The 21,240-nt window shown below is 49.6% G+C and carries 16 protein-coding genes; 13 read left to right on the top strand and 3 right to left on the bottom strand.

The annotated features are described in order from the left end of the window. Positions 1–5 precede the first annotated feature (5 nt). The 3 genes from mgtA (at position 6) to FXF61_RS02225 (ending at position 4,693) form a co-directional block, all read left to right on the top strand. Positions 6–2,741 (top strand): magnesium-translocating P-type ATPase, encoded by a 2,736-nt coding sequence (gene mgtA / locus FXF61_RS02215; protein ID WP_151183736.1) that lies wholly within the window; start codon positions 6–8, stop codon positions 2,739–2,741. 144 nt (positions 2,742–2,885) lie between these two features. Next, positions 2,886–4,004, top strand: a complete 1,119-nt coding sequence (locus FXF61_RS02220) for a hypothetical protein (RefSeq protein ID WP_151183737.1) — start codon at positions 2,886–2,888, stop codon at positions 4,002–4,004. A 239-nt stretch (positions 4,005–4,243) separates the two neighbouring features. Then, complete coding sequence (locus tag FXF61_RS02225) at positions 4,244–4,693, top strand: PAS domain S-box protein (RefSeq protein WP_218571831.1); 450 nt, start codon at positions 4,244–4,246, stop codon at positions 4,691–4,693. A gap of 152 nt (positions 4,694–4,845) precedes the next feature. On the opposite strand, the gene FXF61_RS02230 is transcribed toward FXF61_RS02225, so the two are convergent. Next, the gene (locus tag FXF61_RS02230) at positions 4,846–5,211 is read right to left on the bottom strand and encodes a thiol-disulfide oxidoreductase DCC family protein (protein WP_151183738.1); all 366 of its coding nucleotides are present in this window, start codon (positions 5,209–5,211) and stop codon (positions 4,846–4,848) included. A gap of 215 nt (positions 5,212–5,426) precedes the next feature. Here FXF61_RS02230 and FXF61_RS02235 point away from each other — a divergent pair, with 215 nt between their 5' ends. Together FXF61_RS02235 and fabG are read left to right on the top strand one after the other, a co-directional pair. After that, positions 5,427–5,741, top strand: coding sequence for a high-potential iron-sulfur protein (locus FXF61_RS02235; protein WP_151183739.1), 315 nt, complete (start codon positions 5,427–5,429; stop codon positions 5,739–5,741). A gap of 254 nt (positions 5,742–5,995) precedes the next feature. Further along, positions 5,996–6,751 (top strand): 3-oxoacyl-ACP reductase FabG, encoded by a 756-nt coding sequence (gene fabG, locus FXF61_RS02240; RefSeq protein WP_151183740.1) that lies wholly within the window; start codon positions 5,996–5,998, stop codon positions 6,749–6,751. 138 nt (positions 6,752–6,889) lie between these two features. On the opposite strand, the gene FXF61_RS02245 is transcribed toward fabG, so the two are convergent. Further along, positions 6,890–7,579, bottom strand: a complete 690-nt coding sequence (locus FXF61_RS02245; protein ID WP_151183741.1) for a pseudouridine synthase — start codon at positions 7,577–7,579, stop codon at positions 6,890–6,892. A 285-nt stretch (positions 7,580–7,864) separates the two neighbouring features. Between FXF61_RS02245 and FXF61_RS02250 the strand changes: the two genes are divergently transcribed. The 5 genes from FXF61_RS02250 (at position 7,865) to FXF61_RS02270 (ending at position 15,191) form a co-directional block, all read left to right on the top strand. Continuing rightward, complete coding sequence (locus FXF61_RS02250; protein ID WP_151183742.1) at positions 7,865–8,620, top strand: DsbC family protein; 756 nt, start codon at positions 7,865–7,867, stop codon at positions 8,618–8,620. Positions 8,621–8,699: 79 nt separating this feature from the next. Beyond that, positions 8,700–10,004 (top strand): homoserine dehydrogenase, encoded by a 1,305-nt coding sequence (locus FXF61_RS02255; RefSeq protein ID WP_151183743.1) that lies wholly within the window; start codon positions 8,700–8,702, stop codon positions 10,002–10,004. A gap of 36 nt (positions 10,005–10,040) precedes the next feature. Then, positions 10,041–11,450 carry a threonine synthase gene (thrC, locus tag FXF61_RS02260; protein WP_151183744.1) on the top strand — a complete coding sequence of 470 codons (1,410 nt, stop codon included), beginning with the start codon at positions 10,041–10,043 and terminating at the stop codon, positions 11,448–11,450. 347 nt (positions 11,451–11,797) lie between these two features. Continuing rightward, positions 11,798–13,405, top strand: a complete 1,608-nt coding sequence (locus FXF61_RS02265) for an FAD-binding dehydrogenase (protein ID WP_151183745.1) — start codon at positions 11,798–11,800, stop codon at positions 13,403–13,405. Positions 13,406–13,460: 55 nt separating this feature from the next. Continuing rightward, the gene (locus FXF61_RS02270; protein WP_151183746.1) at positions 13,461–15,191 is read left to right on the top strand and encodes a thiamine pyrophosphate-binding protein; all 1,731 of its coding nucleotides are present in this window, start codon (positions 13,461–13,463) and stop codon (positions 15,189–15,191) included. A gap of 67 nt (positions 15,192–15,258) precedes the next feature. Here FXF61_RS02270 and rpsT read toward each other — a convergent pair whose 3' ends face one another. Continuing rightward, the gene (gene rpsT, locus FXF61_RS02275) at positions 15,259–15,537 is read right to left on the bottom strand and encodes a 30S ribosomal protein S20 (RefSeq protein ID WP_151183747.1); all 279 of its coding nucleotides are present in this window, start codon (positions 15,535–15,537) and stop codon (positions 15,259–15,261) included. A gap of 252 nt (positions 15,538–15,789) precedes the next feature. Between rpsT and murJ the strand changes: the two genes are divergently transcribed. The 3 genes from murJ (at position 15,790) to ileS (ending at position 21,217) form a co-directional block, all read left to right on the top strand. After that, the gene (gene murJ / locus FXF61_RS02280; RefSeq protein ID WP_151183748.1) at positions 15,790–17,355 is read left to right on the top strand and encodes a murein biosynthesis integral membrane protein MurJ; all 1,566 of its coding nucleotides are present in this window, start codon (positions 15,790–15,792) and stop codon (positions 17,353–17,355) included. Between the two features lie 69 nt (positions 17,356–17,424). Then, positions 17,425–18,366 carry a bifunctional riboflavin kinase/FAD synthetase gene (ribF, locus tag FXF61_RS02285; RefSeq protein ID WP_151183749.1) on the top strand — a complete coding sequence of 314 codons (942 nt, stop codon included), beginning with the start codon at positions 17,425–17,427 and terminating at the stop codon, positions 18,364–18,366. A gap of 19 nt (positions 18,367–18,385) precedes the next feature. Next, positions 18,386–21,217 carry an isoleucine--tRNA ligase gene (gene ileS / locus FXF61_RS02290; RefSeq protein WP_151183750.1) on the top strand — a complete coding sequence of 944 codons (2,832 nt, stop codon included), beginning with the start codon at positions 18,386–18,388 and terminating at the stop codon, positions 21,215–21,217. Positions 21,218–21,240: the final 23 nt, after the last annotated feature.

A 21,240-nucleotide genomic window follows, 5' to 3' on the forward strand; every position in this document is an offset into this window, starting at 1 on the left:
GCAGTATGAATATTTTCAAACACTATTTTGAGCGCTATTTAGCGGCGCGTAAAAGCAGACACCTATTTCGTCGGCGTAGCATTCTTGAATCGATTTCACGGGGTAAGCGTAATGAGCGGCCATCAGACACACTGAACCGCCGCTTGCTAGGTGAGGCACGTGCTGATCTAGATGAGCTGCTGGCGCGGCTTGGCTCTTCGGTGCAGGGCCTGACAGAGGCTGAAGCTGAGGCGTTACGTGAGCAGCACGGGTTTAATGAAGTTGAGCACGAGAGCGCAGTACGTTGGTGGCGGCATCTTTGGCTGAGCTATAATAATCCGTTTAACTTATTGTTAACGCTGCTGGCATTGGTGTCAGTGTTCACTAAGGATCTACAGGGCGCTGTGGTGATCACTATTATGGTGGTACTGGCGACCTTGATGCGATTTTTCCAAGAACGTCGTTCGAATCGTGCTGCGGATGCACTTAAAGAACAGGTGAGTAATACCGCCAGTGTCAGGCGCCGCGCCAGCGAAGACATCGAGCCCAGCGGCCATCATCGCTTCCAGAGCACGATAGAGATTCCCATGAAAGAACTTGTTCCTGGGGATATTGTGCATTTATCGGCTGGCGACATGATTCCAGCGGACTGTCGTGTGCTGACGGCAACAGACCTTTTTTTAAGTCAGTCAGGAATGACTGGGGAGTCGTTGCCAGTAGAGAAATTTGTAAGCGTTAGAGCCGCGACCGAATCTGCACTGGCCATGGATAACCTCGTATTTATGGGTACCAACGTTATTTCCGGTACGGCCAGCGCAGTAGTGTTGGCGACTGGCAATAACACGTATTTTGGCACTCTCGCAAGGCGAGTTACCCGTGTAGCAACTGCAGTTGATGTCAATGCGTTTCAGTTGGGCGTTAATAAAGTCAGTTGGATGTTGATTCGTTTCGCTCTAATTATGGTGCCGTTGGTGCTGTTTATTAACGGTTTCACTAAGGGTGATTGGCCTGAAGCGTTGCTGTTTGCCTTGTCGGTGGCGGTTGGGCTAACCCCCGAAATGCTGCCGATGATTGTCACCTCGACCATGGCCCGCGGTGCGGTGATGTTGTCGCGGCGGCAGGTGATCGTTAAACGTTTGGATGCGATCCAGAGCTTTGGTGCGATGGATGTGCTGTGCACCGATAAAACTGGGACGCTCACCCAAGATAAAATTGCCTTGGCTCGACATATTGATGTGGAAGGTCAGCAGTGCGATCAAGTGCTGGGGTTTGCATACCTCAACAGTTATTTCCAGACGGGGCTGAAAAATCTACTTGATCGCGCGGTGCTGGATCATGTTGAGCTAAAAACAGAGATGGATGTTGTTCGCAACTATCGCAAGGTGGATGAAATTCCATTCGACTTTGCCCGTCGTCGCATGTCGGTGGTGATTTCTGAGCGTGAGGAGCACCATGAGCTGATCAGCAAAGGCGCGGCAGAAGAAATGTTTGCTGTGTGCAGCCATGTGCAATACGGCGGTGAGGTGTATCCACTCGATGATAGCCGTGAGACGCACTTGAAAGAGGTTCTGCGTGAGCTCAATGAGAGTGGTTTACGGGTGATTGCTGTCGCTATGAAGGAAATTCCACCAGATCAGATTGTGTATTCGAAAGCGGATGAGTCAGGCTTGACCCTAATTGGCTATATCGCCTTCCTCGATCCCCCTAAGGAGTCCACGGCACCGGCACTGCAAGCACTTGCAGAGCATGGCGTCGACGTCAAAATAATCACAGGCGATAATGAGTTAGTGGCCGCTGAGGTTTCGCGGCAGGTGGGCTTAGAGGTTAAGGGGCTGGTGCTAGGTGCACATGTCGATGCCATGGACGACCATGCCTTGGCGCAAGTAGTAAAGAGTACGACTATTTTTGCACGGATGTCTCCGCTCAATAAAGAGCGTGTTGTTTATTGTCTGCGTGATTTAGGTCATGTGGTCGGTTTTATGGGTGATGGTGTTAACGATGCACCAGCACTGCGAGCTGCAGATATCGGTATTTCTGTAGATGGTGCGGTGGATATCGCCAAGGAAGCAGCGGATATTATTCTGTTGGAACGCAGTCTGATGGTGCTCAAGGACGGAGTGATTGAAGGCCGTAAGACCTTTAGCAATATGCTCAAATATATTCGCATGACGGTCAGCTCCAACTTCGGCAACGTCTTTTCAATCGTGGTGGCCAGTGTCTTTCTGCCGTTTCTACCGATGCTGCCACTGCAATTGTTGGTGCAGAACTTACTCTATGATATTTCGCAAATTGCTATTCCCTTCGATAACGTTGATAAGGAAGAAGTCAGTCAGCCGCTGAAGTGGAATGCCGACGGCATTGGGCGCTTTATGCTGTTCTTTGGCCCGCTCAGCTCTGTTTTTGACATCCTGACTTTTACGATAATGTGGTATGTATTTATGGCCAATAGCGTTGCAGAGCAAGCGTTGTTCCAGTCGGGTTGGTTTGTCGTGGGTTTGCTGACCCAGACTATGATTGTGCACATTATCCGCACCCCGAAAATGGCCTTTATTGAGAGTCGTGCCTCGGTCTCATTGCTGGCGACAACGTTAGCAATTATGAGCATTGGTGTTTTTTTACCGATGGGACCGTTGGCAGGCTACTTTAAAATGCAAGCCCTGCCGTGGACTTTCTTTATCTGGCTGGCCGTGATTCTTGCTGGCTATGCTGCACTGACATCGCTGATGAAGCGTTATTATATTCGGCGCTTTGGTTGGCAGTGATAGCTTTTGTCTGCAAAGTTACCCGCTTTTGTCAATTAACGGCTACTTTATTAGGGTTATTGCAACGTTCTATGACGTGGCGCAACTGCGCAAAACACCTATATCTGATATAATATCAGTTCACTATCTTGCAGGAGGCTTTATATGTATTACGTTGATATGCCAAGTGCCGATGAAATCGGTAACCTCAACCTCGTTCGCTCGGATGCGTGTGTTTCTATTTACTTGCCGACAACGCCGATTAGTCGTGAGACTGAGCAAAGTCGCACGAATCTCGGCAATCTTGTTAAAAAGGCGGTTGCACAACTTGAGGCTGCGGGTCTTGATAAAAAATCTATTGCATCTATGCAGGAACAGTTCAATGACTTGTTAAATGATGAAGACTTTTGGAATCATCAAGCTAACAGTCTAGCGATTTTGGCGACACCAGATTCGCTGCGTACTTACCGCATGGCAAGTAAGCTAAGCGATATCGTTGAGGTGTCTGATCGTTTCCATCTCAAGCCCTTACTGCGCGCGATTACTTTCCCGCATGCTGCGCATATTTTAGCGCTATCAGAGAAGTCTGTGCGTCTGATCAAAGTATCTGCAGACTTGCCAGCCAGCGAGATTAGTGTGCAGAACATGCCAACCGATGCTGCTACGGCTGGCGGAAAGGCAGTCAATAAAGATTACACCGGTATCGGTCACTTGCATGGTTCGCAAGGGCAAGACTTTTACCTTACGCGTTTTGTGCGCAAGGTTGATGCAGCACTGCGTCCAGTGCTTGCGGGTTCAGATGTGCCTCTTATCTTAGCGACAACCAAACCTTTGGAAGCTTTGTTTCGCTCAGTAAGTGTGCTCCCTGCGCTGTCGGGCTCCATTACTGGCAACTCTCAACACTTAACTGAAGCAGAGTTGGCGAGTGCGGCAAGACCTGTACTTGATGCCCACTACGCGGATCAAATTAAAGAGTTTCACCGTTTATTTGATCAGCGTACCGGACAGCAGCGCACGACAACGGATATTTCCGATGCTGCGCGCTTAGCCACTTTTGGTGGAATCGACCGTTTATTGGTTGATATTGACGGTGTGGTTGACGGCACCATTGATGACGAAACGGGAGTTGTATCGTTTGCTGCCGAAGGTGATGCAATCAACTATGGCATTGTTGATGAAATCGCTGGTCGTGCACTGCGCACTGGCGCTAAAGTTATGGCTGTGCGCAAAGCGGATATTCCTGGTGGACACGACTTGGCTGTGATCGCACGTTATCCGATCTAAACACAGTTTATAATAGCTAAAACTCTCTTGAGTCCTGTCTCTAGCATGTTGTTGAAGGCAGGGCTCATGCAGAGCCCCTTCGCAATACTTTCTGCTCTACAATTTAATGGTTAAAAGCCTAGCCTTGTTTTTGATTTTAATACGGCATTGACTTTAGTCTATAAGTTCTCTGTATAGCTGCGAAATTGATTTCAGTTTTGCTAGGGTTAATGGATTAAACATTCCGAGAGGAGTCTGTTATGCCTACAACAAAAATGCCCCCTGAGCTTGCAAACTGGTTGGTTGAGCAATCGCCTGATGCAACGATTTACTCAGACACGCAAGGCAATATTCGCGTATGGAACGCTGCAGCTGAAAAAATGTTTGGCTTTTCAGCCGAGCAGGCGTTAGGGCAAAGCTTGGATATCATTATTCCCGAAACTTTGCGCAAAATGCATTGGCGTGGTTTTGATGCTGCTATTGCTGCCGGCGTGACCAAACATAGCGGCAAGCCTATGGCGACCAAGGCGTTGCGTGCAGATGGCAGTGAGTTTTACACAGAAATGGGCTTTGCCTTGATTTTTAATGATCAGAATGAGGTTGTCGGTACAGTTGCGCAAGCTCGAGATATTACTGAGCGCTATGAGAAAGAGCGCACTGAACGTTTGCGTCTTCGCGAGCTGGAAAAGCAAGCTTCTGATAAAGCTTAAAGTCAGTGCGCTGCTACTAAGTCAGACTGACGATGTGTGAGATGTGTTTATTGAAAATGTACTTGTTTACTCTTTATTTAACTGCACCCAATGCAGTTAAACGCGAGTGATTTTTTATGAATAGAATGTTGCGCTGGCAATCAGCCGCGACATTATATTCGTGTTGAAAGTCTGCGCGCGACCCAGCGATGGTATAGCCAAGCTAGAGTTGGGCGAATGATTGGTAATGCAATCAACCATGCTAGTGGCTTGAGTACGGGTACGCGAGACATTAGCAGGATATAAGCAGCCATTTCGCGGTGTACCTGACCATCGGCATCTTTAACGTGCAGTTCGCGCAACGCTTTGTCTGGGTCAATACCTTGCTGGAGCAGTTCATCATCACGTCCGGTAATGTCTAGCCATTCAACGGAGTTCTCTGTTTTGCCTTCCAGTTTTTCATACCAGCGCCGGTCGCGAACGCAAACAGGGCAGGCTCCATCATAAAAAACGATCAATTTTCCCGAGAATATGTTCATTACACTCACCCTCTGATGGATAAATTGTTGACTGATATAACGTTGCAGTTTATTCGCATGCCCTATATGTGTTTTTGATAGATAAGTACTTTTCTGTTAATATTGATTTGAATCGTGACTTGATTCGATTTGTTATAAGTATGTTTTTTATAATACTCAATAGCAGGTCAGTGCTCAGTACTCCTCATATATCTAGAATAAAATAAGGAACTATCATGCCTAATCAAAGTCGTCGCAAATTCATCCGCAGCAGTTTGTTTAGTATCGCAGCCTTACCTTTAGGTGCGAGCCTTCTTTCACAGCGTGCTTTCGCTGATACTCTTGTACCACTTGATACTTCAGCGCCTCAGGCGCAGGCTTTAAACTACGTCAAAGTTGCTAAAGAAGCCAGTGCACATGATTCGTATAAAGAAGGCAGTAGCTGCGCAAGCTGTATGTTCTTCCAAGAAGCCAATAATGGCTGTCAACTGTTCCCGCAAAACAGTGTTGAGCCAGCAGGTTGGTGTCAGTCTTGGGTACAGAAGCCTTAATAACTGAAGTGCATCAATAGCACTAAAAAGCCACGACCAGTAAGCTGTTCAGCGCTGGTTTGGCTTTTCTTAATGCCCACCTTCTTTTTAAAGAAGGTGGGCAATGTTTCATATCTGTGAGTTCAGAATCTGTTAATAACAGTAGCTGCATATTCTTTATGCGGCATAACAGGTTGCGCTGTATTTAGACAAGCGCAGTTGGTTTGCTTGCATTGAGTGGGGTGCAGGTACTTATAGTCAATAAGGAGAGTTATATGTTTTCACTAAAAGATCAGGTTGCGATTGTCACTGGTGGTGCTAACGGTATTGGTAAAGGAATTGCCGCAGTTCTAGCAAAGGCGGGTGCGCAGGTTGTGATTGCCGATATTGATAATGAGGCCGGCAAGCGCGCCGCTGAAGAGATGGGTGCTAAATTTGAAACGCTGGATGTGACTGATAAGGTTGCTTGTCAGCGCGTGGTTGATGCAGTCGTAGAACGTTATGGTCGTTTAGATATTCTTTGTTCCAATACGGGTATTTTTCCCCAAGCCAACCTGGACAGCATGACCTTGGAAAACTGGGAAGAAATGATGAACGTTAACCTGCGCAGCACCTTCTTTATGGTGCAGGCAGTATTGCCGAGCATGCGTCAGCGTAACTACGGCCGTATCGTCATCACGTCCTCAATCACTGGAGCTGTTACAGGTTACCCAGGCTGGTCGCACTATGCAGCGAGTAAAGCAGGGCAGTTGGGCTTTATGCGCTCTGCCGCACTGGAGTGTGCGCGAGAAGGCATTACTATCAATGCTGTAATGCCGGGCAATATCCGCACGGCAGGGCTAGAGGCGCAAGGTGAAGCTTACTTAAAGGAAATGGCGGATTCGATTCCTGTCAAAAGCTTGGGTGAGCCAGAAGATATCGGTCACGCTGCTTGCTTCTTAGCATCACCGGAAGCGCGCTTTATCACCGGCCAAACCATTATTGTTGATGGTGGCCAGATTTTACCGGAATCCTTTGAAGCGATTTTGTAAAGCGTTAGGCTAAAACATTATGCGCTATTAATGAGTCGAGGCAGAGGAGCGCTTGCCGCTGCCTCGATTTTAATGGAGAGCGCTGTATTGTAGGGGTAGATAGCTGCAGAGCCTTTGCTGGTAACAGTTGTCTGCTGCCTAGAATAGAGCGATTTCTTCTGCGCTAAGAACACGGTACTCACCTGGTGCAAGATCAGCGTCGAGTTTTAGTGCACCGATTTGCTCGCGATGTAGTTTTTCTACTTTATTGCCTACCGCTGCGAACATGCGGCGTACTTGGTGGTAGCGGCCTTCATGCACATGCACTAAGGCTTCGCGTTCATTAATTATTTCAAGCACGGCTGGGGCGGTTAAGGTTGTTTCTCCGTGTAACTGCAAGCCTTGCGCAAAAGCGCTGATGTCTGTTGTGCTAAGAGGATCGGCCAGCCAAGCATGGTAGACCTTTGGACATTGCTGCTTGGGAGAAGTGATGCGGTGCGACCACTTGCCATCGTCAGTTATTAATAATAAGCCTGAAGTATCAAGATCAAGCCGACCAACCGTATGCAGCTTATCGGTGTTAGGCAGGTCTAAATACGAAAATACCGTTCTGTGTAGTGCATCGTCATTTGCACAGACACAGTCAAGTGGTTTGTGCATCATCAGATAGGTTGGGCCTGGAAGCTCCAGAGGCACATCGTTGTAAATAACCACTGCTCCAGCAGGTACTTGAAACGCGCCTTTTTTTTGTACAACACCGTTGACGCTTACTTCTTCACGGTGCAGTACTTTGCTTGCTTCTTTACGGCTGATGCTAGTTGCTTCAGATAGAAATCGATCAAGTCGCATGGAGTGTGGGATCTTCTAAAGTTTATGGTGCGCGTATTGTAGCGTATTAGTCGTGCGCTGTTCGGCCTGCGAGGTACAGCAAGATGCCTTGTTATGCACTACAGTCCTTCAGCGAATGGTAGCGCGGCGAGCGTACAGCTGCAGTACATGCTAACGGTGCAGGATGTTGGTGTCTTTTCTAGCTGAGTTTCTGGTGTGGCCTTGCGATGAGTGACAGCAATAGGCAGCAGATACTTTTCAGCGGTGCTTTAGTGTAAACTTGGCTCTTTTAATTGGGCGCATGCTATGCAGAAAACTAGGTTATTAAAGGTCGGTGCATGCGCCGCGCTGCTGTTGAGTTCAAGTCTGTCGGCCAATGAGCAGCAGATTGATCAAGTGCGTGAACGCTTGCTGCAAATACAGCCTGATCTGCCTATAGAAAACGTTGCGCCCAGTGCGATGCCTGAGCTGTATCAAGTGCAGATACGCGGCGGTCGTGTTTTGTATGTGAGCGCCAGCGCTGAGTTTATTTTTCAAGGGCAGTTGCTGCAGGTGCAAGACGGTGTGCCAGTTAATTTAACTGAGCAGGCTGAGCGTAAAGCGTTGGTTGAGCAGATGCAGGGTTTAAATACCCAAGAGATGGTGATTTTTCCTGCGCAAAGCGCGCAAACTTCGATCACTGTCTTTACCGACCCCGATTGTGGTTACTGCCAGAAACTGCACAGCGAAGTACCTGAGTTAAATGCTGCAGGCGTCGATGTGCGTTACTTGGCCTTTCCGCGCGGCGGTTTAGCTGGCCCAGCCTATGACAGTTTAGTCAGTGTTTGGTGTGCAGATGACCGATTAACGGCAATGACGCAAGCTAAACAACGCAAGAAAATTGCTCAAAAAACATGTAGAAACCCCGTTGAAAAACACTTTGCTCTAGGTCAGGCGATTGGCGTGCGGGGTACACCAAGCATAGTGTTAGCCAATGGGGAAATCATTCCAGGCTACCAACCAGCGAAGCAATTGGCTGCTCAAGCATTAAAAGCTCAGCAGCAGATTGACCAACAGTTATAGGCTTCGTACAGTGCAGTATTTTTGCCGCTCATACTCTTTTGCGCGGATTTATTTAATTTGATAATGGGGACGATGCAGCGTGAAACCAGTAAAAGTAGGGATTTGTGGTTTAGGCACCGTTGGCGGTGGTACTTTTAATGTTCTTAAGCGTAATGCTGAAGAAATTTCTCGGCGTGCAGGCCGTTCGATTGAGGTTGTGCAAGTTGCTGCGCGCTCAATTAACCCGCAATGCGATACCAGTACCACTGAAATGACTGATAACGTTTTTGACGTTGTTAACAATCCTGAAATTGACGTGGTGGTAGAGCTGATTGGTGGCGATAGCATCGCTAAAGAAGTTGTGCTGCGCGCCATTGAAAACGGTAAACATGTGGTTACCGCCAATAAAGCATTAATTGCTGTGCACGGTAATGAGATTTTTGCCCGCGCCCGTGAAAAAGGCGTGATGGTTGGTTTTGAAGCTGCTGTTGCCGGTGGCATCCCCGTCATTAAAGCCATCCGTGAAGGTTTGGCGGCTAACCGTATTAACTGGTTGGCCGGCATTATCAACGGTACTGGTAACTTTATTCTCAGCGAAATGCGCGAGAAGGGCCGCACCTTTGAAGATGTACTGCAAGAAGCACAAGCGCTGGGTTATGCTGAAGCCGATCCAACCTTTGATGTTGAAGGCATTGATGCGGCGCATAAACTGACGATTTTAGCTTCGATTGCCTTTGGTATTCCGTTGCAGTTTGAAAAGGCCTACACCGAAGGCATTACCCAGCTGACTACTGCAGATGTGAACTACGCGGAAGCGCTGGGTTATCGCATTAAGCACTTAGGTGTCGCACGTCGTACTGATTTAGGCATTGAACTGCGTGTGCACCCAACCTTAATTCCTGCTGATCAGCTGATAGCTAACGTCAATGGCGTGATGAATGCGGTGATGGTCAATGGCGACGCTGTGGGCAGCACGCTTTACTATGGCGCGGGCGCTGGTATGGAGCCAACCGCATCTTCAGTGATTGCAGATATTGTTGATGTGGCGCGTTCTATGGCCTCTGAGCCCAAGCATCAGGTGCCGGCCTTGGCGTTCCAATCCGATGCCTTGTCTGAGCATCCGATTCTGCCGATTGATCAGTGCGAAAGCGCGTACTACCTGCGCATTCAAGCCAAGGATCACCCTGGCGTGTTAGCGCAAGTGGCGAGTATTTTCTCGGTACGCGGGATTAATATTCAGTCCATTATACAAAAAGAAGCAGAAGAGCTGGATGGCTCTATTCCTATCATTCTGCTGACCCACCGTGTGCAAGAGCAGCGTATTAATGATGCTATTATTGCTTTAGAAGCCTTAGATTCCGTGCAGACGCCAGTTGTGCGAATCCGTGTTGAACAGTTGGGTTAATTTCAAGTTAAGCGACTCTGAAAAAGGGTGTTACTTATGCGTTATATAAGCACGCGCGGCCAAGCCCCCGCGTTGAATTTTGAAGATGTATTGTTAGCCGGTTTAGCCAGCGATGGCGGCTTGTATGTGCCAGAAAACTTACCGCGTTTTACCGTGGAAGAGATCGCCTCTTGGGCTGATTTGCCGTATCACGAATTAGCTTTTCGGGTGATGCGCCCCTTTGTTGCCGGCTGCATTGACGATGCTGATTTTAAAACGATTCTAAAAGACACCTACGGCGTGTTTGAGCACAGCGCGGTTGCGCCTTTGCGTCAATTGCATGGCAATGAGTGGGTGATGGAGCTATTCCACGGCCCGACCTTAGCCTTTAAAGACTTTGCTTTGCAGTTGCTCGGCCGTTTATTAGATCACTTCCTCACTAAGCGTAATGAGCGTGTAGTGATTATGGGGGCGACCTCTGGTGATACCGGTTCAGCGGCGATTGAAGGCTGTCGTCGTTGTGAGAATGTCGATATTTTTATTCTGCATCCGCATCAGCGCGTGTCGGAAGTACAGCGTCGACAAATGACCAGCGCCTTGAGCGATAACATTCACAATATTGCCATTGAAGGTAACTTTGATGATTGCCAAGAGATGGTCAAAGCCAGCTTTGCTGATCAGTCGTTCCTGAAGGGTACGCGTTTAGTGGCGGTAAACTCGATCAACTGGGCGCGCATCATGGCGCAGATCGTGTATTACTTCCATGCGGCGATTCAACTGGGTGGGCCGCAGCGTTCGATTGCCTTCTCAGTGCCAACTGGGAACTTTGGCGATATCTTTGCCGGCTACTTAGCGCGCAATATGGGCCTGCCGATTAATCAGCTGATTGTTGCCACCAACCGCAATGATATCTTGCACCGCTTTATGAGTGGTAACCGTTACGATAAAGATACCTTGCATCCAACCCTGTCACCGTCGATGGATATTATGGTGTCGTCCAACTTTGAGCGTTTGCTGTTTGATATGCATGGTCGAGATGGCGCTAAAGTGGCAGAGTTGATGGATCATTTCCGCGCCACGGGCGAGATGAGTGTGACCGATGAACGCTGGACCGAGACCCGCAAGCTGTTTGATTCATTAGCCGTGGATGATGAGCAAACCTGTGCCACTATCGCGCAAGTCTATCAAGAGACCGGTGAGCTGCTTGATCCGCATACCGCGATTGGCGTGCACGCTGCCCGTGAGTGCCGTCGTAGCCTGGCAACACCGATGGTTACACTGGGTACTGCGCATCCGGTTAAGTTCCCTGAGGCAGTCGAGAAGGCAGTACCTGATGCCAGCCCGCGTCTGCCAGCGCATATGGCTGATCTGTTTGAGCGTGAAGAGCGTTGCACAGTGCTAGCCAATGATTTAGCTGTCGTGCAGAGCTTCGTCAGTCAGCATGGTAACCGCGGTAAACCTTTGTAAACGCTTATTCAGCGGTAAGATAAAACCCGAGTCTTGTTAAGAGGCTCGGGTTTTTTATTGCGTCTATTGTCGCTATTAACACACTGTCATGCTGCTACAGTGTTTAACAACGCCTAAACAACAGCTCTATCGGCATCGCCTAAACTCACAAATAAATCAGTTAGGCGGATAGAATTGTGATGCGATTGCAGTCTGTACTCTAAACTCGTTGGGCTGCCGAGCATGCGCTTTGATATCACTGCATACATGCTTGTGAAATGCCAGCTTTGCATTCGTCATATCTCAGGTATTCTGTACGCTATCTGCATGAGTCGAAGATTGTAAATAATAACAATGAGTACACCGCTATGAGTGACTTTGCTTATAAAGCAGATACCTTGGTGATCGGCGCTGGATTGGCGGGTATCTGCACGGCTTTAGAATTATTAAATAATGGCCGCTCAGTGTTGTTGCTGGATGCCTGTGAGCAGCAGCGTTTTGGTGGGCAGGCGAAAGAAGCCTTTGGCGGTATGTTGCTCAATAACACCCCAGAGCAGCGACGCAATGGCATAGCTGATTCGAGTGAATTGTTTTGGCAGGACTGGCAGCAGGCAGCGCAATTTCAGCCAAACAGTCAGTGGGCGCAGGGTTGGGCGCAGGCCTATTGCGAATATAATCGTAGTGAAATTTATGACTGGCTGCAGGGTTACGGCATTGGCTTCTTTCCTGTTGTGCAATGGCCTGAGCGAGGCAATTACGCTGATGGCAATTCGCTGCCGCGGTACCATATTGCTTGGGGCTGCGGACAGGGTGTCGTCCGCAGTCTCGTTCAGCAGCTACTAGAACACGCTAATGCTAAGCGCTTGCGCTGTCTGTTTTTGCATAAAGTAAAAGCTTTAGATTATTGTGATGGTCGTGTTGTGGGTTGTCAGGGGGAGCAACCTGATGGTGGCTTTGCGGTGCAGGCTGATAACACTGTGATTTGCACTGGCGGCATTAATGGCAACTTGGACAAGGTGCGCGAGCACTGGGATCCAGTGTACGGTGCGCCGCCCGATAATTTACTCAGCGGTGCGCATCCCAGTGCTGATGGCGCACTGCATGATTGTGTGCAGGCTATAGGCGGGCAGGTTGGCAATTTGCATTATATGTGGAACTACGCCGCCGGCATTGCCCATCCGCAGCCACAGTTCCCACAGCATGGCTTGAGTTTAATACCGCCACGCTCGGCGTTGTGGATGGATTGTTATGGTCGACGTATTGGTCCGAAACCCATGGTGACCGGCTTTGATACCCATGATTTATGTAAAATCACAGGTCATTTGCCGCAGCAATATACTTGGCAAATTATGAATAAACGTATCGCCGATAAAGAGCTGGCGATTTCTGGCAGTGATAGCAATCCTCACTTTCGCGATCAAAAACTGCTACAGGTCATCTGGCAAACCTTGCGTGGTAATGCTCAGCAAACCCAGTGGTTGCTTGATCATTGCCCTGATGTGGTTAGCGGCAATAGCTTGGATGAGTTGGCCGTACAGATGCAGCGTATTGCTCCAGAGGTAGCGCTGGAAGTGACTGGTATGGGTGCCGATATCGCGCGCTATGATGCCATGCTCAAGGGGCCGCACGGCTTACACAATGATGATCAAATTCGCCGCATTCAGCAGTTACGCCAGTGGCGTGGCGATCGTGCACGCACTTGTAAATTACAGCCTATTATTGATCGTAAACAGATGCCATTGATCGCCATTCGTTTGCGCTTAATCAGTCGCAAAAGCATGGGCGGTATGCTGACTGATCTCAATTCACGGGTGCTGAATGCGCAAGGTGTGCCGATTGCCGGGCTGTATGCTGCAGGAGAAGCGGCTGGTTTTGGTGGTGCGGGGATTTCTGGGGGGCGTTCGTTAGAGGGTACTTTTTTATCCAACTGTGTTTTTAATGGTCGCCGCGCAGCACGCAGCATTGTCGCCGGTTAACCTCTTCATGCTGACTCAATAATAACGTCGAATAAAATAGCAGGAGCTTAGTACGATGAAAAAGACAGGCGCAGCATTGGCGCGTTTTGCCTTAGAGCAACTGGGCGTGCGCTATACCTTTGGTATTCCGGGTGTGCATAACACCGAGCTGTATGACGAGCTCAATAGCTCAGAGCAGATTCAGCCGGTTCTGGTCACCCATGAATGTGGTGGCGCGTTTATGGCGGATGCCATCAGTCGTACTGGTGATAGCATCGGCACTTTACTGATTGTTCCGGCTGCTGGCGTCACCCATGCGTCGAGTGGTATCGGTGAGGCCTATTTAGCGGGCATCCCGATGCTGGTTATTTCCGGTGGTATCCATACTGAGAGTGGCCATCGTTATCAATTGCATGAGATGGATCAGCACAGGTTGCTGTCGCCAATCACTAAAGGAAGCTTCCATATTAAGTCGCATAGTGAGGTCATTCCTGCGCTGTATGCGGCGTATCAGTTAGCCATGCATGGTGAGCCAGGCCCTGTATTTGTTGAGCTGCCCTACAATATCGGTAATTTTTTAGGTGAAGTCGACACTATGCCGAGCTTTGCCGGTTTGCAGCCGCAGACCACCTTTGATCATGTTTTAGTCAAGCAGGCCGCAGAGCTGTTGACGCAAGCCAAGCAAGTGGGCTTTTTTCTGGGTTGGGGCGCGGTTGATTGCCAGGCTGAGCTCATTGAGTTGGCTCAATTGCTGAATGCACCGGTGGCCACTACGCTGCAAGGCTTAAGCGCCTTCCCCGGGAATCATCCGCTGCATACCGGCATGGGTTTTGGTGGTTACTCTGTACCGGCAGGACAAAAGGCGTTCGCCCAGTGTGATGCAGTGCTGGCAATCGGTACTCGATTTGCTGAGATCCCTACCGGAAGTTTTAGCATGCAGGTGCCCGAGGATTTAGTTCATATTGATATAAACCCGCAGGTATTCAGCGCCAACTATCCAGCAAAAGTCGCGATAGAGGGTGATGCGCGCGCTATTGTGCCAGCACTTTTAAGCGAAGTGCGTGCGCTGCAAAGGCAAGCGCAAGAGGGCGCTATGGCGCAGCAGATTAAACAGGATAAAGCCGCCTATCAGCAGCAGTGGCTGGCGCATAAAAGCGGCGATCGGGTTAATCCGGCTCAGTTTTTCCAAGCACTGCGTGCGCAGCTAAGTGATGACTGTATTGTGGTGGCTGATGATGGTAATCACACCTACTTAGTCGCGGAATTGCTGCCAATTTTAGGCGCGCGTAACTATATTTCGCCCACTGACTTTAATGCGATGGGCTACTGCGTACCGGCGGTGATTGGGGCGAAATTTGCTAATCCGCAAAGGGCGGTGATTGGTATTGTCGGTGATGGCGCACTGCTGATGACCGGCATGGAAATGCTGACGGCTGTGCGCCACAAGCTCGGCGTGGTGGTGTTCATTTTTAATGATGGCGAGTTGTCACAAATTGCGCAGGCGCAGCAAATTCCTTATAACCGCAAAACCTGTACGGTGCTGCATGGCATCAATATGCAAGCACTGGCGGCGACTGTTGGTGCGCAATTTGTATCCATTCAGAGTGAGGCTGATATCGAAACGGGTATTCGTCAGGCGCTGCAGTTTGCAGCAAATAATCAGCCGGTATATGTCGATGTGAATATTGATTATTCAAAACGTACACGCTTTACCCAAGGTATTGTTAAAGCCACACTAAAGCGCTTTAAGCCGCGCGATAAGGTTCGTGTGATCAGTCGTGCCTTGATTCGAAAGGTGACTGGCTAGATAAATCTAAGTTTCAGGCAATAAAAAACCGGCTTAAGCCGGTTCTTTATTAAACACGCTGTCGCAATTAAGCAGCGGCTGCTTCACCAAGTGCTTTAACACGCTTGTTGAGGCGGCTCTTGTTACGTGCAGCTTTGTTCTTATGGATGATGCCTTTATCGGCCATACGGTCGATAACAGGGACAGCCAATTTGTAAGCAGCTTGTGCTTTTTCTAAATCTTTAGCTTCGACGGCTTTAACTACATTTTTGATGTAGGTACGCACCATAGAACGCATGCTTGCGTTATGGTCGCTACGCTTCGCAGCCTGTTTAGCTCGTTTGATGGCAGAAGGGCTGTTGGCCACGTCGTACTCCTCGAAAACTTTTAGTTGAATGAATCAAAATAGGCCGCAGATTATGCAGCCAAATCATTAGCGTGTCAAGATGCTGTTATGGGATAAAAATAGCATCCTACGATGCGTTATTTCACTCAGACAGCAAGTTTGCGCGCGCAGTATACGCAGGCGAAAAGTAGAATGCATGCTTTCTCTGCAATCTTTATGGCATACCCTTGGGCAAGCGACTAAACTTGTGCGCTTAATTCGGAAGAGTGCATCATGAGCGACCCTGCTGTAACACCTAAAAAGCTTAAACCCTCCAGCCTTTTGCGCTCCAGTGCAGTGGTCAGTGTGATGACCTTGCTCTCGCGTGTGCTGGGCATGGTGCGCGATATGGTGGTTGCCAGCTACTTTGGTTCTGGTGCGGCTGCGGATGCCTTCTTTGTTGCTTTTAAAATCCCTAACTTTTTACGTCGATTGTTTGCTGAGGGTGCGTTCGCCCAAGCGTTTGTTCCGGTTTTATCCGAATATCGAGAAAAACGCTCATTTGCTGATGTGAAACAATTGGTCGACCGTACCGCTGGCATGCTGGGCTTGATCTTGACGGCACTCACTGCGTTGGGTGTGGTGATGTCGCCCTACCTGATCATGCTATTTGCGCCGGGCTTTCATAATGAACCCAGCAAGATGGAGCTGGCCGGTGAGCTGCTGCGTATTACCTTCCCGTACTTGTTGCTGATTTCTTTAACTGCGTTCTGCGGTGGCATCCTTAATAGCTATGGGCGCTTTGCCGTGCCGGCTTTCACCCCGGTACTGTTGAATATTTCGATGATTGCCTCGACGGTGTTTTTAACCCCGTTCTTTGACGAGCCGGTGATGGCGCTGGCTTGGGGTGTATTTATTGCTGGTGTTGCGCAGTTATTATTTCAGATGCCGTTTTTGTGGAAAATGCGCTTATTACCGCGCCCGCGAGTGGTGGCCAGCGACCCTGGGGTTAAGCGCATTATGCTGCTGATGCTGCCGGCTCTGTTTGGTGTGTCGGTCAGTCAAATTAATTTGCTGCTGGATACTGTGTTGGCGTCTTTCCTGCAGACCGGTAGTGTTTCTTGGCTGTATTACGCTGACCGTTTGTCTGAATTGCCTTTGGGTGCGTTCGGTATTGCCATTGGCACAGTGATTTTGCCAGCCTTGTCGCGCCAGCATGCCACAGCTAAGCCCGAAGATTTCTCGGCGACCATCGACTGGGCTTTGCGCATGGTGCTGTTGGTGGGTGTGCCGGCGGCGTTGGCACTGGCTATTTTGGCGGAGCCATTAATCGCGACGTTGTTCTTGTACGGTGCGATGACCTCGGCGGATGTGATTCAGGCAGCAGCGGCATTGCAGGCATATTCATTGGGTGTGCTGACCTTTATGCTGATTAAAGTGTTAGCGCCAGGTTTCTTTGCTCGGCAAGACTTAAAAACCCCAGTACGCATTGCGATTATTTGCATGGTGGTCAATATGGCGCTTAATCTGTTGCTGATTTGGCCGTTACAGCATGTTGGCTTGGCGTTGGCGACATCACTGGCCAGCATGCTTAACACTGGGTTGTTATTGCGCGGCCTGTATCGCGCGGGGGTATACCAGCCTGCGCCGGGCTGGTGGTTATTTGTTCTGCGTTTGTTCGCTGCCTGTGCGGCAATGCTGGTGCTGGTGCTATGGCTCAATGCGCCAAGCAGTGAATGGTTTGCTTGGCACTGGCAGCGCCGTGTCTGGGAAGTGACGGTATTGGTGTGTGGTGGTCTTTTTGTGTTTGTTGGCACTTTGTTTGCCTGTGGTCTTAGAATGCATCATCTGCGCCGTTAAGTTGGCTAAAGGTGCTCTAATGCCTTAGCTGTGGTTATAATCAGAGTCTTTTCTGGCAAGATATTAAATATGCAGTTGGTTCGCGGTTTGCACAATGTGCGCCCATCACATCATGGGTGCGTTGCTACGATTGGTAATTTTGATGGTGTTCATCTTGGACACCAGGCGATATTAACGCGTCTGCGTGAAAGTGCAGCACGCCTGAGTCTGCCCAGTTGCGTGATTGTTTTTGAGCCGCAGCCACGGGAGTTTTTTAATCCTGAAACGGCACCGGTGCGCTTGACCCGATTGCGCGATAAGCTGCGCTTGTTCGCTGAGGCGGGCATTGATCAAGTGTTGTGTATTGCCTTTAATAAACGCTTTCGACAGCTCAGTGCCGCAGAGTTTGTGCAGACTGTGCTTATCGATGCGCTAGGTATTAAGCACCTCAAGGTCGGCGATGATTTTCGTTTTGGTTGTGATCGCCGTGGTGATTATACTTTTTTGCAAGACGCTGGGCAGCAGTCTGGTTTTAGCGTAGAACCGACGACAACCATAGAAATCGATGGTCAGCGCGTCAGTAGCACATGGGTGCGCACGGCATTGGCCAATGCTGATTTTGCTTTAGCTCGGCGCTTATTAGGCCGCCCTTACAGTATTGATGGCCGTGTCATGCACGGTAAGAAACTTGGTCGCACCTTAAATGCGCCAACCGCTAATGTGCAACTCAAGCGTCATCGCGCGCCGTTGCAAGGCGTGTACTTAGTCTCTGTGCAGTTGCGCAGTGGGCGACACCTGCCAGGTGTTGCTAATATAGGTACACGACCGACCGTTGACACAACTCAGCAAGCACACTTAGAAGTGCATGTATTAGATTTTTCTGGCGATTTATACGGCCAACATATAGCAGTAACTTTTCATAAGAAAATTCGTGACGAGCAGCGCTTTGAGTCCTTGCCTGAACTACAGCAAGCCATTGCCGCTGATATCGCACAAGCACATACACTTTGGCAGCACTTTCACACCCTTTAATGAGTGACCTGGAATCAACATGACCGATTATAAAATGACGCTTAACCTGCCGAACACGGCATTTCCGATGAGAGCAGGCCTTCCCACCCGTGAACCGCAGATACTGGCGCACTGGGATAGCATTAACTTGTATCAGAAAATGCGTCAGATTGGTGAAGGTCGGCCGCGTTTTATTCTGCACGATGGTCCTCCCTACGCCAACGGCAGTATTCATATCGGTCATGCGGTGAATAAAGTCATTAAAGATATGATTATACGCAGCAAAACCTTAGCTGGTTTTGATGCACCCTATGTGCCAGGTTGGGACTGTCATGGCTTGCCGATTGAACATAGAGTTGAAATCAAACACGGTAAAAACCTGCCTGCTGATAAGGTGCGTGAATTATGCCGCGCCTATGCCGAAGAGCAAATTACCGGTCAGAAAGCTGAATTTATTCGCCTAGGTGTCGTGGGCGATTGGGATAATCCGTATAAAACTATGGATTTTGCCAATGAAGCCGGTGAAGTACGAGCCTTAGCAAAAATGGTGGAAGGCGGTTTTGTCTTTAAAGGCCTTAAACCGGTGAACTGGTGCTTTGATTGCGGCTCAGCCTTGGCGGAAGCGGAAGTTGAGTACCAAGACAAGCGCTCAGAAGCCATTGATGTCGGCTTTAATAGCACTGACCTGGTTAAGCTGGCGCAGGCATTTGCGTTGCCAGAGATCACTAAAAACGTACAGATCGTGATTTGGACCACCACGCCTTGGACCATTCCTGGCAACCAAGCGCTCAACGTACACCCTGAAGCGATTTATGCGTTGGTGGATGTCGGTGATAAAATCCTGCTGCTGGCCGAGACCCTGGTGGCCGACTGCTTGGCGCGTTATGAGCTGGAAGGCGAGATTATTGCTCGTTGCAATGGTGATGCGCTGGAGCATTTAGAGTTTAACCATCCGTTCTATGAGCGTGTTGCGCCAGTCTATTTGGCTGACTATGTTGAGCTGGATGCCGGTACCGGTATTGTGCACTCAGCGCCAGCCTATGGTGAGGATGACTTCTATACCTGCAAACGTTACGGCATGAGCAATGATGACATTATCAGTCCTGTGCAAAGCAACGGTGTTTATGTGGATGACCTGCCGTTTTTTGGCGGTCAATTTATCTGGAAGGCCAATGCCAACATCGTGGTCAAGCTGGAAGAAGTCGGCGCGCTGCTTAAGTATGAGCCGATTGAACACAGCTACATGCATTGCTGGCGCCATAAAACTCCGCTGATTTACCGTGCCACGGCACAGTGGTTTGTCGGTATGGATAAGCAACCTGAGCAAGGTAAGCCGCTACGTGAGCGCGCTTTGCAGGCGATTGAAGAAACACATTTTACTCCAGCCTGGGGTAAGGCGCGTCTGCACGGCATGATTGCGGGTCGTCCAGACTGGTGTATCTCGCGTCAGCGTAACTGGGGTGTGCCGATTCCATTTTTCTTGCATAAGGCTACCGGAGAGCTGCACCCGCGCACAGTCGAGTTGGTGGAAGAGGTCGCACAGCGCATTGAGAAAGAGGGTATCGAAGCGTGGTTTAAGCTTGATCCAGCTGAGCTGCTCGGCGCAGAAGCGGCTGATTACGATAAAGTGACCGACACTTTGGATGTTTGGTTTGATTCAGGGACCACGCATTGGCATGTGCTCCGTGGCTCGCACCCATTAGGGCACAGTGAAGGCCCGCGTGCTGACTTGTACTTAGAAGGCTCAGATCAGCACCGCGGCTGGTTCCATTCATCCTTGCTCACCGGCTGTGCGATTGATGGCCACGCGCCGTACCGCGGTTTGCTCACCCACGGCTTTACCGTGGATGAGAAGGGGCGCAAGATGTCCAAGTCATTGGGCAACGTGGTGGCGCCGCAAACGGTCACCAATAGCTTAGGTGCGGATATTTTGCGTCTGTGGGCTTCATCGGCCGACTATTCCAGTGAAATGGCCGTATCTGACACCATTTTGCAGCGCAGTGCTGATGCCTATCGTCGTATCCGTAATACCGCACGCTTCTTACTGTCGAACTTAGATGGCTTTGATCCAGCTACTGACTGTGTGCCTGCTGAGCAAATGATTGAGCTGGACCGCTGGGTGGTTGACGCTGCGGCCCGTCTGCAGGACGACGTAACCCAAGCCTACAGTGAATACCGCTTCCATAATGTCTATCAAAAAGTGCACAACTTCTGCGTGCAGGAATTGGGTAGTTTTTATCTGGATATCATCAAAGACCGTCAATACACCACCGGTGCCGACAGCTTGCCACGTCGTTCGTGCCAGACCGCGCTGTACCACATTGCTGAAGCGCTGGTGCGTTGGGTTGCGCCGATCTTGGTGTTTACTGCTGATGAAATTTGGCAGCACCTACCAGGTGAGCGCAACGAGTCAGTGATTTTCAACACGTGGTACGAAGGTTTATCACGCTTACCGGCTGACAGCGCCTTAAGCAGTGATTACTGGACTGAGCTGATGGCGGTCAAAGTTGCGGTGAACAAAGAGTTGGAAAACCAACGTAATGCAAAAGTCATCGGTGGTAACTTACAGGCGCAAGTCACGCTGTATGTTGACTCAGGCTTAGCTGAAAAACTCAGCCGCTTGGGTGATGAGTTGCGCTTTGTTTTGATTACCTCAACGGCGCAAATAGCTGAATTAGCGCAGGCACCAGAGGACGCGGTGAGCACTGAGTTGGAAGGATTGAAATTACACATTAGTAAATCTGCAGAGCCTAAGTGTGCCCGTTGCTGGCACCATCGCGCTGATGTTGGCTCAGTCGAAGCGCACCCAGACGTCTGTGCGCGCTGTGCGGATAACTTAGATGGTGAAGGTGAAGTGCGTCACTATGCATAACCTATTTGTACGCTGTAGGGGCA

The sequence above is a fragment of the Pseudomonas sp. C27(2019) genome (genome assembly GCF_008807395.1).
Lineage (GTDB): Bacteria > Pseudomonadota > Gammaproteobacteria > Pseudomonadales > Pseudomonadaceae > Denitrificimonas.

What these genes read in the sequence shown, in the direction of transcription:
- mgtA (WP_151183736.1), top strand. Translation starts at nt 6, where the DNA reads ATGAATATTTTCAAACACTATTTTGAGCGCTATTTAGCGGCGCGTAAA.
- FXF61_RS02220 (WP_151183737.1), top strand. Translation starts at nt 2,886, where the DNA reads ATGTATTACGTTGATATGCCAAGTGCCGATGAAATCGGTAACCTCAAC.
- FXF61_RS02225 (WP_218571831.1), top strand. Translation starts at nt 4,244, where the DNA reads ATGCCTACAACAAAAATGCCCCCTGAGCTTGCAAACTGGTTGGTTGAG.
- FXF61_RS02230 (WP_151183738.1), bottom strand. Translation starts at nt 5,211, where the DNA reads ATGAACATATTCTCGGGAAAATTGATCGTTTTTTATGATGGAGCCTGC.
- FXF61_RS02235 (WP_151183739.1), top strand. Translation starts at nt 5,427, where the DNA reads ATGCCTAATCAAAGTCGTCGCAAATTCATCCGCAGCAGTTTGTTTAGT.
- fabG (WP_151183740.1), top strand. Translation starts at nt 5,996, where the DNA reads ATGTTTTCACTAAAAGATCAGGTTGCGATTGTCACTGGTGGTGCTAAC.
- FXF61_RS02245 (WP_151183741.1), bottom strand. Translation starts at nt 7,579, where the DNA reads ATGCGACTTGATCGATTTCTATCTGAAGCAACTAGCATCAGCCGTAAA.
- FXF61_RS02250 (WP_151183742.1), top strand. Translation starts at nt 7,865, where the DNA reads ATGCAGAAAACTAGGTTATTAAAGGTCGGTGCATGCGCCGCGCTGCTG.
- thrC (WP_151183744.1), top strand. Translation starts at nt 10,041, where the DNA reads ATGCGTTATATAAGCACGCGCGGCCAAGCCCCCGCGTTGAATTTTGAA.
- FXF61_RS02265 (WP_151183745.1), top strand. Translation starts at nt 11,798, where the DNA reads ATGAGTGACTTTGCTTATAAAGCAGATACCTTGGTGATCGGCGCTGGA.
- FXF61_RS02270 (WP_151183746.1), top strand. Translation starts at nt 13,461, where the DNA reads ATGAAAAAGACAGGCGCAGCATTGGCGCGTTTTGCCTTAGAGCAACTG.
- murJ (WP_151183748.1), top strand. Translation starts at nt 15,790, where the DNA reads ATGAGCGACCCTGCTGTAACACCTAAAAAGCTTAAACCCTCCAGCCTT.
- ribF (WP_151183749.1), top strand. Translation starts at nt 17,425, where the DNA reads ATGCAGTTGGTTCGCGGTTTGCACAATGTGCGCCCATCACATCATGGG.
- ileS (WP_151183750.1), top strand. Translation starts at nt 18,386, where the DNA reads ATGACCGATTATAAAATGACGCTTAACCTGCCGAACACGGCATTTCCG.